Source organism: Actinocrinis sp., from assembly GCF_035946395.1.
In the GTDB taxonomy this organism is placed as follows: Bacteria; Actinomycetota; Actinomycetes; order Streptomycetales; family Catenulisporaceae; genus Actinocrinis.
Window position 1 is genome coordinate 21,274 of record NZ_DASYZI010000439.1, and the last position, 13,031, is coordinate 34,304.

Genomic DNA, 13,031 nt, shown 5'->3' on the forward strand with positions numbered 1-13,031 from the left:
CCCTGGTCAAATGCTTGCGCGACTACACCAGGACTCTGAGACACGGAAGCGTCTTGACTCAACTTTTCCCCATGTTGCGTACGCCGCTTTTTCTACGCTAACGTCATGCCGCCGCCGCGACTGGGGAATATATCGGGCGGTTTATGGATAGTGCTCTAGCACCTCCGAATATGACGCCCACGGGCGTTTCAACAAACCTTCGGGATAGGAAGCAACCCTTTTGAGAACACGATTAATGACCGCTGCACCGGTCGCCCTCGCGGTGGCCAGTGCCATAACCACCGCAGTGCCCGCGGTGGCCACCGCCGCAGCGACCACGGCCACGCATGGATCGCAGACCCTGACGTCGGGCACCGTGCGCCCGGTGCCCGCGTCGCTCGGGCACATCGACAAGCGTGCGGTCCCCAGCCCGCTGCCCACCTCGCAGTGCGAAACGCAGTTGGGACGCGCGTGCTACTCACCGCAGCAGCTGATCGCCGCGTACGGCCTGGACGCGCTCTACGCGCGGGGCATCACCGGCGCGGGCCGCACCGTCGTGATCGCGGACTCGCTCGGCTGCCCGACCGTGCAGCACGACCTGGACGTGGCCAGCGCGCAATGGGGCATACCCAGCACGACGGTGCACATCGTCCAGCTCGCGGGCCAGGTGCCCCCGTACGACGCGACCGACCCGAACTTCCCCGGCTGGTGCGGGGAGGTGGACCTGGACGTGCAGACCATCCACGAGTTCGCCCCGGGCGCGCGCATCATCCTGTCCGAGACCCCGGTCCCCGAGACCGAGGGGGTGACCGGCTTCCCCGAGATCATGAACGCGCTCAAGAAGCTGGCCGACAGCAACACCGGTGACGTGGTCACCATGTCGTTCGGGGCCACGGAGAACACGTTCCCGGGGTTCGCGCAGGGCGACTACTCCAGCCTGTTGGACCTGCGCTACGCGTTCAAGGACCTGAGCGCGCACGGGACCACACTGGTGGCCGGCTCCGGTGACACCGGGTCGGCGGGCATCGCGGACGACGGGGTCAGCCTGCTGCCGACTCCGGCCGTGATCTGGCCGGGCTCGGACACAGACGTGACCTCGGCCGGCGGCTCGCAGCTGTTCCTGGACGACGCCGGCAACCGGCTGAGCCCGGACGCGGTGTGGAACGATGCATGGGGCGCGGCGGGCGGCGGCAAGTCCACGGTCTTCCCCCGGCCGAAGTACCAGAACGCGGTGAGCTCGGTGGTCGGCTCGCAGCGCGGCGTGCCGGACATCTCGTGGTCCTCGGCCGTGGACGGGGGCCGGTGGATCTACACCTCGTTCGCGGGCAACGCCACCGGTTGGCACATCTACGGAGGCACCAGCGCGTCGTCTCCGCAGTTCGCGGCCCTCGTCGCGCTGGCCGACCAGCTCGCCGGGCACCGGCTGGGCAACGTGAACAACGCGCTGTACTGCCTGTACTCACGCTACGGCTACGGAGCGCGCTCGGGCCTGGTGGACATCACCAGCGGCAACAACACGCTGGCCGGTTCCGGGGTCGCGGGCAACACAGCCGAGCCGGGCTACGACCTGGCCAGCGGGCTGGGCACGGGCAACGCGCAGCTGGTGTACGCCCTCGCCGCCACACACCGGTAGCCGCCGCACCTCACGGCGCTGCCGCGTAGTTCCACCCTAGACCCCTCCCCTCCGTCCCTATCCCGGAGCTGTCACCGGCTGGGGACGGAGGGGAGGTCTCCCTGCCCCGGCACTCTGGGTTCAGATCCCATCGTCGACGTCAGCCCGTCGGCGATCTTCGCTGAACCTGCCGATCTGCTGCGGCCATAAGCTGGGCGGCAGCGTCAAGGTCGGCGATGAGGTCCGGGTCGTCGGCTTGGAACCAGCCGTCGCGATCGTAGAGCCACCATGCCGACCGGTAGCGCACGATGTCAGTGACCGTATTGCCGAGCGGGCGTGCCTGTCCCGTGGTAATAGCTGTGCGCATGTCGCTGAGGCTGACAGCAGGCGTTGCTCGGTGTGCCTGCCTCTGGGCTGCTTCGGCTGCCGGGACGACGTCCCCGATGGGAGCCTGGGGCTGGGCGCTGGCGCCGATATCCATTGTCACCAGTCCTTACGGCCGCGGCTTGGGTTGGTCGGGTTCGGCGGCCTGCGGCGGCGGTTGGACGAGCGGTGCCGAGGCGCTGGTTTGCGGATCGGGCTGGGTGAGTGTCACGGTCTGGCGCGGGCTGACTGTCGACGCGGAGGATGGTGTGGTGGTCGGGTTCGGCTGTCCGTTGCGCGTAAGGGTTCTGACGGCGTCGATCGCCAAGGAAGCGCGCAGGTCTTCGGTGAATAGTTGGTTGCCCAGATCCACCGCAGCGCCGACGACGACCGCTGTGACGACGAGTCGTGCGAGGTAGTCGGGTGTGGAGGTGTCAGTACTGTGCCGGGCGGCGGGTGCGGGCTCGTCGGGCCGCGGGGCGGTGGCCGCCGGGTCTGCCGTGGCGCTGCGGCGGCTCAGTTCCCATTCCACGGTCAGTTCGCTGATGGGTTCGCCGTTCTCGGCGACGGTGAGGATCGTCTCGTAGATCTCACGGCGGGGGCCTGGCGCGAAGATCTCCGGCGTGAGCCAGGTTTCCACTTCGGCGACTTGCCCGCGGTGCTGGAGTAGGTCGGCGAGGATGAGCTCTTCGCGCCGTGCGCGCTCGTCGAGCGGAGGTTCATAGCGCGTGTGGGCGTCGAGGGCGCGGGTCGTGATAGTGGGTGCGGGGTCGGCCGAGTCGGCGGCGGCGCGGCTCTGTCGGGTGAGGGCTTGGGCGAGGCGGTCGAGGTGGTCGAGGCGGTCGTCGACGCCGCGCACCGGGCCGGCGCTCGCGGCCAGACGGGGAGCGTGCGCGGCGAGGGTGGCGCGCACGTGGGTCTCTTGGACCATCCGCGCGTACACGGCGATGTCCTCGGGCTCGGGGCACCCGTCGGCTAGGGTGCGTAGGTAGGCCGCGTCCACGCCGGGTAGGTCGAGGCGTTGCGCGATGAATTCGGGCAGGTGGGCGCTCGGCAGGTCGGGGTGCGCGGTGCGGGATCGCGCGATCTGCTCGTAGACTGCCTGGTAGGTGGGGTGGGTCAGGCGGTCGGGGGGCAGGTAGGCGATCTCGTCGAGCAGTAGGCGCTCGTGCAGCAGGGCGCCGACGAGCGCCTGTTCGGCGCGCAGCGCCAGGTGGGGGTTGGTCATAGTCAGTTCCTTGGTTCGTGCTCGTCGGCGTGGTCGTCGCCGCGCAGGATCGCCTCGACGGACGCGCGCCGCTGTGCTGCGGCGGCGGCTTCGGCCATCGCGGCTTTCGAGGCGTCGAGCTTGGTGGCGAAAGCTTCCTCGGTGACGCGCACCCAGCTGTGTTGACCGTCCGTGACCCACCACGATCCGTCGTAGTGGACGTATTCGGGGATGCTGGTGCTCAGGGGCCTGGCCAGTTGCTCGGCGAGCGCGTCCTTCATCGTGGTGTCGCTGATCGTCAGGGCGGTGTCGGCAGGGGTGCTGCCCGTCCACATGCCGACGGGGATGCCCGCCATCGCGTCGGCATCAGCCCAGCGCTGCTGGAGTTCGGGATCATCGGCTGCCGTGGTGGTGGCGCCGCGGTGTCCGGCTCGGCAGCCGGCCGCGTAGAACGTGCCGGCGGCGTGAACGAGGTTGCGCAGCTCGGCGTGCCAGTACCGGGCGGCTTGTCCTGTCGGCTGGCTGGCGGTGTAGATCTCGTCCCTCCAGGCTTTGAGCGCCCAAAGTTCCTCGATCAGGCCGGGGTGCTGCGCCCAGCAGCGGGGAAGGCGCTGTTCGATGCCCAGTTCGTAGCGGTCGTGCAGCCAGGTCACCCAGGCGCGCAGGTCGGCCCATGCCGCGCCCCGTTCAGGTCCAGTCATGGTGTGCCACTCGACGAGGGCTGCGGTTCGAGCCGAAGCGGCGCTCTCTGGGCTCTGCGTGTCGCTGGCGTGCTCGTCTGGTCGCTGACGCTCCGGGCCGCCGCGCAGGGCGCGGGGGCGAGCGATGCGGGGGCGGCCTTGGACGCGCCGGGTGGGCGGCAGGGCTGCGGAGTCGTGCGGCGGCAGTTCGGTCATCGGGGTTCCTGGCGGGTTTGGCGCTTCACTGGTTCTCGTCTGCATGCTGCTCGCGCCACACGGTGGCCCTGATCGAGGCGGAGGTTCGCGGCTCGCGCGTGGTGCCCTCGCGCCTGCCGATACATCCCCGGACGCTGTAGACGGTCCGGTCGGGCTGTGGGCGTTCGATCACATCCACGCCGAGGGCGAGGGCGTAGGCCGTGAGAGTGCTGTGTGCGTCCGGCTCGTATGTGTGCAGCTCGGCGCTGAGCGCGCGTCCGGTCCCGAGCGTCCAGTTCAGGATCGGCAGCGGCAGGCTGGCGGCCGGCCCGTGGGCGGCTACGAATGCTGTCAGGTCGTCGAGGGCCTGGATCTGCCAGCACCAGCGGTCGATGTCGTCGGCACAGTACGCGGGGTGGTCGCCGGTCACGCCGCGCTGCCTTCTTGGACGAGTCGTTGGGCGTTGTCGACCGGGTTGGCGTACTGGTCGGCCCACGCGCACGCAGCCTCGTAGTCCTTGGCGTGGGGACTCTCGTAGTGGCGCTGCATGCGTACCTTCGTGGCCGGCGTGGTGGCGTGGATCAGCAGCGCTTCGCGTCGTGCCTCGGAGAGGGTGCGTACCTGGTCGGGTGTGATGGTCTTGCGGTCCTGGAGCGTGGTTTGCAGTGTCGTGCCGTTGGCTCCGCGCTGCTGGGTGGTCAGCGATTCGCGGTAGATCCCGGCGAGGTCGGAGAAGTCGTCTACCTCGTCGCCGGTGAGCCCGCCGAGGGCGATCTTGAGGGTGGCCGCGCCCCAGAGCATCGCGGCACCGTCCGTGCCCCAGCGGCCTCGGGCCTGGGCGATGTTCTGGAGGATGGCGACAACGAAGATTCCGGAGCCTCCGGCGTAGGACATCAGGGCCGGAAGGTGCGGTAGGGGGGCAACGTTGGCGACTTCGTCGAGGAATAGTCCCAAGGGCGGGTCGAGGCGCCCGCGCGGGGAGCGGTCGGCGATGCGCTTGGCGGTCTCGGTGACCTCGTCGACGAATGCGGCGATCAGCGGGGCGAGGGCGGCGGCCTGCTTCTCCGAGACCATCAGGTAGATGGTGCCCTTGGAGCGCAGAAACGCTTCGAGGTCGATGCTTTCGCCTGCCGCGGGGGTGAAGGTGTCGCGGGCCTTCGGGGAGAGCAGCGGGGTGATGGCCGTCTGGGCGGTGGTGAACATGTTGGAGCGGGTCTCGGCCGGGGAGCGGTAGATGCCGTCGAGGACAGAGGAGATCCCACTTTCGGCCCCGGGGTGCTCGGCCAGGATCGTGATGGGTTCCTCGATGCGCTCGTCCAGCGCCCAGCGCAGCACGTCGCGCATCGTCTTGCCGCTGATGGCGGCGGCATGCAGCCAGGCGGCGAGCATGGTGGTGGCGGTGGTGCCGAAGAATCCCGCTCCGGTGGAGTCGGATGCCGTCTCGGACTTGCCGATCTGGACCATGATGTCGGCGCGTTGGTACGCCTTGCCGAAGTCCTCGCAATCGCTGGTCGGCGACCAGCGCACGCGGTCAGGCCAGTCGATCATGCCGGTGGGCGCCATGACGTAGACCGGGCCGCGGGCGCGGCGCAGTTGCGCGGTGTTCTCCAGGACATCGGGGCGCACGCTGGTGACGAGCGCTGCGCCGCGCCAGTGGTGCAGCCAGGGAATGACGACCATGCTGGTCTTGCCCTGGCGGGGGGCGGCGAGCATGAGAACGGAGTTCTCGATGGACGACCACAGCGCCGTGCCGGTCAACGTGCGCCCCAGGCTTACCGCCACATCCAGGATCGCGAACTTGATGCCCGTCAGCGACGGGCGTACCACGGTGCCGCGGGCGAGGGCGGCCTTCTGGGACAGCGTCGCGGCGAGTTGGCTGGGCGAGGCGTATCCGCGCACCTGGCGGCGGGTGCCGGAGCGCCGCACGAACGCGACGAGCGTCACAGCGAACAGGGCCAGAACGATCACGGCGGCCATTGAAAAGCCGACGGGACCGGGGAGTTCGGCGCGCGCGGTCGCGGGCCATGCCTGTTTGGGATCGCCGAGGTGGCGGGGTATCAGCTTGGCGATGCTCAGGGCCTTGCCGATGCTGACATGGGGCCAGGCGGCGTGGGTGATCAGTCCCGCGAGTTGGCCGGTGGCCCACGTGCCCAGGGTGATAAACGCGGCGAGGACGATGAGGCTGGCGATGAGGTAGTCGCTCGGGCCGTCGAGGACGGCGCGGCGGGCGACCGTCACGTTTCCTGAAGTCGAACTCATCGGTTTTACACCGCCATTCGTTCGTTGGTGTTGTAGAGCTGGCGTTCGAGCGGGGACAGGACGGTCTGCACGACGTGGGAGCTGGCGCGTCCGATTTTCCAGATGGCGCGGCCGATCTGTTCGCCGGACCAGCTGGCGATGTGGGCGCATTCGGTGTCGGTCAGGCCGATCGCCTCGCGGGTCATGGCCAGGGGTGCGGTGTCCTGGGCGAGGCAGATGCGTACGTCGCAGCTGGCGATGAGGTTGCGGGCGATGGTGACTTCTTCGCTGCCGGCAGCGCCGACGGCTTCGAAGTCGGCGAGCCGGTGGGTGGAGAGGACTTGGATGGTGCCTTGGGCGCGGGAGAGGCGCAGGTCGCTGTCGAGTTTGCGGATCATCGCGGGTACGCGCATGGCGCGCCACAGTTCGTCGCGTACGACGAGGCGGACCGGGCCGCCGGGTTCGTCGATGGCGGCCTGCCCCCAGGAGGAGACGCAGGCCAGGGTCATGGCCACGGTCTCGTCGCCGCGCCCGTCGATGCGTGAGAGGTCGACGGTCTGGATGGGGGCGGCGAAGTCGGGTCTGACGGTGGTGGGTCCGTCGAAGAGCCCTGAGAGGGAGCCGCGGACCATGTTGCCCAGGGCGTCGGTGGCGGGGCGGATCATCTCGCGTAGTTCGGCGACGTCGCTTTCGTGCACGCGCAGTTCGTCGGCCATCTCGGGCAGCGGGTCGCGTAGCAGTGCCCAGACTTGCGGGATGGTGGGGTCGGCCAGGCGGGTTTTGCCGGTGGCCTGGCCGGAGGCGTGAATGATCGCCAGGGAGAGGGCGGCTTCCTCGGTGGGTGTCAGGTTGCGTCCGAGCCTCATGACCAGCAGGGAGGAGAGCAGGGTGATGCGGCGGCGGTGGATCTCGTCGAGCCGTTCGCGCAGCTGCTCGCCGTCGCTGGGCAGGTTGGCGCCGAGTGGTCCTGCGTCCAGCGGGTTGAGGCGGGCGCGCAGGCCGGGGCCGAGTTCCACCGGTTCGACGCCGAAGGCGCGCGCGAGGGGCGCGTATTCGTTCTTGATGTCTCCGAGTACGAAGGTGCGCACGCCGTAGGCGGACAGCCGGGTGGCCAGGACTTTGAGGGTCGCGGACTTTCCGGCGCCGGGTACACCGGTGACCAGCAGGTTGGGGTTGGTGATCAGGCCGCGGTGCAGCCATTCGATGGGGTGGCAGCTGAACGCGCCGCCGGCCAGGCAGTCCACGCCCACGTACACCCCGACCGGGGGCATGGACGCGCCGTAGAGCCAGGGGTAGAGACCCTGGACTTGGCCGGTGGAGCCGCGATAGGATGGGGTGGCCGGTGCCTTGGGGGCGCGGCCGGCGAAGGGGCGTGCCCAGCCGCGCCGCGGTGCGATCGGCTCGGGGCGCTCGCTCCCGCGGTCCCGTTTCGGCCTGGCCTCGGCGGGAGTGGGGGCTGGTCGGCCGAGCACGTCGGTCAGGTCGAAGGTCGGCAGCTGCGTGTTCTTCCTACGCGGCATGGTGTTCTTCTTCCGTCGTGTGGCGCGACGCGGTGGTGGGGTTCGGGGGCGTCATGGTGTCACCAGCGCTTTCGGGGCAGGCCCATGCCGACGGGCAGCGCGCCCATGGCGAACCCGAGGTCTTGGGCGAACCACATGCGGCGCAGTTCGATGCGGGCGGCTGCGGCGTCGGCTTCCAGCGCGGCGCAGGCGTCTTCGAGGTCCGTCGGGTCGGTGACGGTGACGGTGCAGTAAGCGGTGAACCGGACCAGGCCGTGGCCTGCCGCGCGTTCGGCGTCCTGGGCTTCGGCGCGGGCCAGGGCCGCGCGTTCGTGTTCGGGGACGATCTGGCCGGTGCGCTGGCGCATGCGTACCGCGACGTGGCGGGCGGTGCGCTCCTTCATGACCTCGCGTTCGGCGGTGCGCGGGCCGAGGGGTTCGACGTGCAGGGAGAAGGCGCGCCGGTGGGTTCCCTCGCCGAGCAGCGGGGCCAGGGCGGTGGAGTAGACCTTGTTGCGGGGCCAGGAGTGGACCCAGTAGGTGGCCGAGATGGCGCCGTCGTGGGCGTAGCTTCCGGGCTTGGCTTCGGCGGCGGCCGGTCCCGCGAGCGCCGGGTCGACGCCGGGCTCGGTGGTGGCCTGGCGTCCGGTGCTGATCGCCGCGGTGGCGGCGGCGCGGCGTTCGGCGAGGGTGTGGCCGCTGTGCGGGTCGAAGGCGGTGCGCAGGACCTCGGCTAGGTCCCGTGGGGTGAGCCAGCCGTCGACTTGCAGGTCGGCGGCGCCGATCGCGCTGGTCAGTGCGCGCAGCTGGCGGATCAGGACGCTGGCCGCGCCCGCTGGTCCGCCGCCCGCCGCCCTGATCGCGGAGCCGGCGCGACGCTCGTCCATGGTGAACGCGAGGTATGCCTCGCGCTGGGAGGTGGCCAGGGTCGCGGTAGACAGCAGCGAACTGGTGATCTCGACGGCGGCGGCGGGCGCGTCCTGGGTGAGGTGGTCGGTGTGCCAGCGGTGCAGGGCGGCTCCGGATTCGGGCACGAGGCGTTGCAGGGCCTGGACGCGCACGATGGGGTTGCCCTCGGTGCACAGGCCGGAGAGCAGGCCGCCCCATCCGGCCACGCGCTGGTCGCGGCGGGCGGAGTCGACCAGGCCGATTCCGGGGTATCGGATCTTCGCCACGGCGGTGTAGGTACGGTCGTAGCGGTGGTGGATCACGGCCATGGTGCCGCCGCTTCCGGTGTCGGTTTCCAGGATGCGCAGTGGGGCGAGGATGCCGGGTAGGTCCATCGGCGCCGGCTGGTCCGGTGCGGCCTTGGTTACCGGGGCGAATGCTCCCGAGGCGAATTTGTGTTGGCCGCGGAAACGCAGCAGGTGGAAGGACACGAAGGCCACCATCCATTCGTCTACGGTGCGCCCGGCGATGCGGGCGAAGGCGAGGGCCGCGAGCAGCACGGCGAGGGGCCAGGTCACGATGCCCAGGCGCAGGTTGGAGGCGGCCAGCGGCCAGATCGCCATCAGCACGCTGCTGCCGAGCATCACGGCGCGCTGGCCGCTCATGCCGAACAGGAACGCGACCTTCTCGTGCTGCCAGCCGAAGTACGTGCGCGAGGTAGGCGCGTTGCTGCTGCTCATCGGCTCTCACCTGGGTCGGGGTCGGTCGTGGGCGGGGTGGGCTTGTTTGTCGTCGGGCTCTGCGGCGGCGGGGCGCTGCCGGTGGGTGGCCGGGATGCCGGTGGTCCGGAGGAGGGTGGCGAGGCCGGAGGGCTGGGCTCGGCGGTGTCCGCGCCGGTCGCCTGGGATGCGGGCTGGTGGTCGGTCTGTGTGACCGGCAGTTCGGCGGTAGGCGGATCGGTGCGGTCGGGTCCGGACACCGGGGGGTGTGGCGTGATCTCCTGCGGCGCTTGTGGATGATCGCCCTGGGCGGGCTGCGCCGCAGCAGGTTCTCCCGGTTCCGGGCCGCCTGGCGGGGCGCCCGGGTTTGGGGGCTGGGCGGGGTCGCTTCCGGTGGTGGGCACGCCGCCGCCTGACCAGGTCGGTCCCCGGTGCTGGGGCTGTCCCGCCGGTTGCGCGTACGGGTTGGCGCCCTGGATGCCGGCGTGCCCGGCCATCTGTTCCATCCGTCCAGTCAGCGAGTTCACCGCCCGCTGCGCCATGGTCACCCCCGCGATGGCGAGACCGATCGGGCCGGCTGCGGCTGCTGCGCCGCCGATGCCGCCGCCCGCGCCTCCCCCGGCCGCACCGGCGGCTTGCCCGGCCACGTTGCGGCGGGCGAAGGCGGCCATGGTCTGGTTGGCGGCCTGCTGCCCGAACTCGTCGGGCGACGCTCCGCTTGCTGCGCCTCCCGAGGCCCCGGCGCTCAGGCGTCCACCCGCGAAGCCGAGCAGGGCGCCGAGTCCTGCGCCGCCGCCGACCTGCACATTGGCGAAGCTGAAGAAGCGCGCGACGGCGGGCCAGGCCACGGCGGCGAGCAGGAGCACGAGCATCCCGGCGAGCGTGGTCTCCACGTCCTGGGAGCCGCCGGCCATGTTGAAGCCGAGGGCGAAGACCAGCGCGACGATCGGCTTGAGGATGACCAGTTGCACGCTCGTGGCGACCAGCTTGCTCCACCAGGACTTGGTGGTCTCGGAGACCTGGCCGGAGGCGGCGATCGGGGAGGTCGCTATCAGGATGCCGAAGGCCGCGTTGCGCAGCAGCATCTCGAACCACAGCACCACGGTCAGCAGGATGGCGATGACCGCGAAGACCAGGATCAGGGACGCCGATGTGCTCGGGTCCCACGCGACCAGCTTGGCGATCTTGTCGCTGAACTGCTGGGTGCCGCCGAACGAGGCGTCGACGATGTACCGGGTGATCTCGTCCGCCGCCGCGAGGGAGGTCCCTGCGATGGTCAGGGTCAGCATGAAGGCGAGGGCGGCCTTGCCGACGCCGACCAGGCCGTGGGCCAGGGCTGATCCGTCGTGTGTGATGGCGGTGCGGATGACCTGCCCGATCAGCAGGAGTGCGGCGACCAGAGCGGCCAGGCCGAGTGAGATGCCGTAGACGCTCTTGATGCCGCTGGAGGCGACGTCGACGTTGGGGATGTTGACGAAGGTCTTGGCGAACGCCTGAAGGACCTCGGTGGCCGCGTCGGCGAAGCTCTTGCAGATCGAGTCCCAGGCGGAGGAGGCGACATCGCCCACCGCGCCGCCGAGCACGCCGGTCACGCAACCTACGGGGTCTGTCCAGCTGCACGACATGGCAGCCTCCTGTCTTGCGTGGGGGCGGTCACTGCTGGAGCTGCTGCCAGCCGTCCGCGGACGCCTGGGCGGAGCCGGGCTCGACGGCGAGGTTGCTGTAGTCGGTGCTGCCGGAGGGGGCGAGGATCTTCCAGTCGCCAACGCTCCAGCGCAGGTCCAGCGGGAAGACCCCAAGGTGGGTCTGCGAACCCTGATTGGGCGCGGTGGTGGTGTAGTCGGCCAGCAGCAGCAGGCTGACGTCGTCGGCGCTGTAGCTGCGCAGCTGGTATTCGACCGGTTCGAGCACGACCGACGCGCCGGTGGGCGCCGCTCCCGTCGTGGGCAGGCCGAGCGCCTTGCGCGTGCTGACCGGGCCTTGGGCCAGCTGCGCAGGGCCTTGGGTCCAGGAGGGGTCGGCAACCAGGCGGCCGATGGCAGCGGCGCGGTCCGGGTCGAGCGTGGAGCCGATCTGGGTCCAGTACTCGACCGCCGCGGAGACGGCGCCCACCGAGGAGTGTGTGAATCCGATGTGCACGCCGTTGATCAGCTGGCTGCCCTGCACGATCTTCAGGGGTCCTTGGATGCCTACGGCCGACGTGCCGCTGGGATTGACGCCGGTGACCGAGCCGGGCGGGGCGACTGCGGCGGGCGGGGTGTAGGACTCCGCCTTGTGCGGGCTGAGCGCGGACTCGATCGCGACGCCGACGGCGACGAAGACCAGCAGGGCGGCGGCCCCCGCGATGACGAGCGGAAGGACTCTGCGCCTGCGGTCGAGGAACTGGTTGCTCACGGCCGCCGCCTAGTTCACGGAGCCGAAGACGGTGTTGACCAGCGGGATGGCGATCGCGGTGACGATGACGCCACCGAGCGACCACACCAGCGACCGCTTGCCCTTGTCCACCTGGTCCGGGCGGTTAGACAGCGAGCCGACGCCCATCAGCCCGCCGGAGACCACGGCGGCGACCGCGCAGCCGATCAGCGCGCCCCACTTCGCGTAGCTGAGCAACAGGTTCACCCCGTTGGAGCCGGAGGTCGGATCTGCCGGGGCGGGGTTGTTGATGGTCGCCGCGAGGAAGTTCGCCGCGTGCGTGGCGAGAGGCAAGGCGATGGACATGCGGGACTCCCTGTGTTGTGCTGCGGATGCGCCCGTGCGCGGCGTCGCGCTCGTCGGGCGAACACGCCTATGGCGGCGCGATGGGCGGGTCATGTGCGGACTCGTAGGTCCGAGGGCCGCGGGGCCAGCGCCGCGATTTACTCAAGCCTACGAACCGATGAGCAACCATAGGCTTATATGGAGCTCGGCCGTCAACTAGAATCCTTGTGATCAGGCTCACATCGCCGATTTGCCTTCACACTGGCTAATGAGTCAACCTGTAGGCGAGCATGGGGGTCGCCTACCGGGAGGAGCACGAACCACGCCATGGCCGATGAGGAAGACCCGACCCCCGGCGTCCTCGCGCAGCGGCTCGACCACCTGTTCCGCACGGTCCACCCGAAGGACCGCGGGCCGTACAGCAACCCGGAAGTCGCCGAGGAGATCAACCGGCGCGCGGGCGAACAGGTGCTGTCCCCCACCTACCTGTGGCAGCTGCGCACCGGCAAGCGCAGGGACCCCACGCACAGCCGTCTGAGCGCCATAGCCGACTTCTTCGGCGTCAGCCCGATGTACTTCTACGACGACGAGGTGGCCGCGCAGTCCGATAAGGACCTCGAACTGCTCTCCGCCCTGCGCGACCAGGGCGTGCGCCACCTCGCGCTGCGGGCGGACGGCCTGAGCCCCAAGGCCCTTGAGGCGATCACCAAGATGATCGAGAGCGCCCGCGAGCTGCAAGGACTGCCCGACGGCGAGGACGAGCTGTAGGGCGCGGGCTCGATTTACACCGGCTGCCGGTCGCCCCTGATAGGGCGATCCGTCACCAGCGCACTAAAGATCACAGATTTACAACATGGTTTTAAATCTGCGGACATGGTCGCTTAGCCTGACGTCGTCGGGAGTGAGCGAGTTGTCCGATTCCGCGTAGTGCGCTCAAACAAGAACCTCCCGTTC

At 69.9% G+C, this 13,031-nt stretch carries 12 protein-coding genes; 2 read left to right on the plus strand and 10 right to left on the minus strand.

Annotated features, from left to right (window positions below):
* The first annotated feature begins 235 nt into the window (after positions 1-235).
* On the plus strand, positions 236-1,612 hold the full coding sequence (locus VGS97_RS27830) for a S53 family peptidase (RefSeq protein WP_326856642.1): 1,377 nt from the start codon (positions 236-238) through the stop codon (positions 1,610-1,612).
* Positions 1,613-1,751: 139 nt separating this feature from the next.
* Here VGS97_RS27830 and VGS97_RS27835 read toward each other — a convergent pair whose 3' ends face one another.
* The 10 genes from VGS97_RS27835 to VGS97_RS27880 form a co-directional block, all read right to left on the minus strand.
* Positions 1,752-2,072, minus strand: a complete 321-nt coding sequence (locus VGS97_RS27835) for a hypothetical protein (RefSeq protein WP_326856643.1) — start codon at positions 2,070-2,072, stop codon at positions 1,752-1,754.
* A 12-nt stretch (positions 2,073-2,084) separates the two neighbouring features.
* Positions 2,085-3,182: a DnaB-like helicase N-terminal domain-containing protein gene (locus VGS97_RS27840; protein WP_326856644.1), complete on the minus strand. Its 1,098-nt coding sequence runs from the start codon at positions 3,180-3,182 to the stop codon at positions 2,085-2,087.
* Positions 3,183-3,184: 2 nt separating this feature from the next.
* Complete coding sequence (locus VGS97_RS27845) at positions 3,185-4,057, minus strand: hypothetical protein (RefSeq protein ID WP_326856645.1); 873 nt, start codon at positions 4,055-4,057, stop codon at positions 3,185-3,187.
* A 25-nt stretch (positions 4,058-4,082) separates the two neighbouring features.
* A complete protein-coding gene (locus VGS97_RS27850; protein WP_326856646.1) occupies positions 4,083-4,466 on the minus strand; it encodes a hypothetical protein in 384 nt (127 codons plus the stop codon).
* Positions 4,463-6,295, minus strand: coding sequence for a type IV secretory system conjugative DNA transfer family protein (locus tag VGS97_RS27855; RefSeq protein ID WP_326856647.1), 1,833 nt, complete (start codon positions 6,293-6,295; stop codon positions 4,463-4,465). The genes VGS97_RS27850 and VGS97_RS27855 overlap by 4 nt, the downstream gene beginning before the upstream one ends.
* A 5-nt stretch (positions 6,296-6,300) precedes the next feature.
* Entirely contained in the window at positions 6,301-7,794 is a 1,494-nt protein-coding gene (locus tag VGS97_RS27860) for a type VI secretion protein (protein WP_326856648.1), read from the minus strand.
* Between the two features lie 59 nt (positions 7,795-7,853).
* Positions 7,854-9,401, minus strand: a complete 1,548-nt coding sequence (locus VGS97_RS27865; protein ID WP_326856649.1) for an SCO6880 family protein — start codon at positions 9,399-9,401, stop codon at positions 7,854-7,856.
* Positions 9,398-10,972: a hypothetical protein gene (locus VGS97_RS27870; RefSeq protein ID WP_326856650.1), complete on the minus strand. Its 1,575-nt coding sequence runs from the start codon at positions 10,970-10,972 to the stop codon at positions 9,398-9,400. Before VGS97_RS27870 ends, VGS97_RS27865 begins: the two co-directional genes overlap by 4 nt.
* A gap of 61 nt (positions 10,973-11,033) precedes the next feature.
* Positions 11,034-11,774: a hypothetical protein gene (locus tag VGS97_RS27875; RefSeq protein ID WP_326856651.1), complete on the minus strand. Its 741-nt coding sequence runs from the start codon at positions 11,772-11,774 to the stop codon at positions 11,034-11,036.
* A gap of 9 nt (positions 11,775-11,783) precedes the next feature.
* A complete protein-coding gene (locus tag VGS97_RS27880; protein WP_326856652.1) occupies positions 11,784-12,098 on the minus strand; it encodes a hypothetical protein in 315 nt (104 codons plus the stop codon).
* Between the two features lie 306 nt (positions 12,099-12,404).
* On the opposite strand from VGS97_RS27880, the gene VGS97_RS27885 reads away from it, so the two are divergent.
* On the plus strand, positions 12,405-12,845 hold the full coding sequence (locus VGS97_RS27885) for an XRE family transcriptional regulator (protein ID WP_326856653.1): 441 nt from the start codon (positions 12,405-12,407) through the stop codon (positions 12,843-12,845).
* Positions 12,846-13,031 lie beyond the last annotated feature (186 nt).

Excerpts from the sequence above, each read along its gene's own strand:
- VGS97_RS27830 (WP_326856642.1), top strand. The coding sequence starts at position 236 with ATGACCGCTGCACCGGTCGCCCTCGCGGTGGCCAGTGCCATAACCACC.
- VGS97_RS27835 (WP_326856643.1), bottom strand. The coding sequence starts at position 2,072 with ATGGATATCGGCGCCAGCGCCCAGCCCCAGGCTCCCATCGGGGACGTC.
- VGS97_RS27840 (WP_326856644.1), bottom strand. The coding sequence starts at position 3,182 with ATGACCAACCCCCACCTGGCGCTGCGCGCCGAACAGGCGCTCGTCGGC.
- VGS97_RS27845 (WP_326856645.1), bottom strand. The coding sequence starts at position 4,057 with ATGACCGAACTGCCGCCGCACGACTCCGCAGCCCTGCCGCCCACCCGG.
- VGS97_RS27855 (WP_326856647.1), bottom strand. The coding sequence starts at position 6,295 with ATGAGTTCGACTTCAGGAAACGTGACGGTCGCCCGCCGCGCCGTCCTC.
- VGS97_RS27860 (WP_326856648.1), bottom strand. The coding sequence starts at position 7,794 with ATGCCGCGTAGGAAGAACACGCAGCTGCCGACCTTCGACCTGACCGAC.
- VGS97_RS27865 (WP_326856649.1), bottom strand. The coding sequence starts at position 9,401 with ATGAGCAGCAGCAACGCGCCTACCTCGCGCACGTACTTCGGCTGGCAG.
- VGS97_RS27880 (WP_326856652.1), bottom strand. The coding sequence starts at position 12,098 with ATGTCCATCGCCTTGCCTCTCGCCACGCACGCGGCGAACTTCCTCGCG.
- VGS97_RS27885 (WP_326856653.1), top strand. The coding sequence starts at position 12,405 with ATGGCCGATGAGGAAGACCCGACCCCCGGCGTCCTCGCGCAGCGGCTC.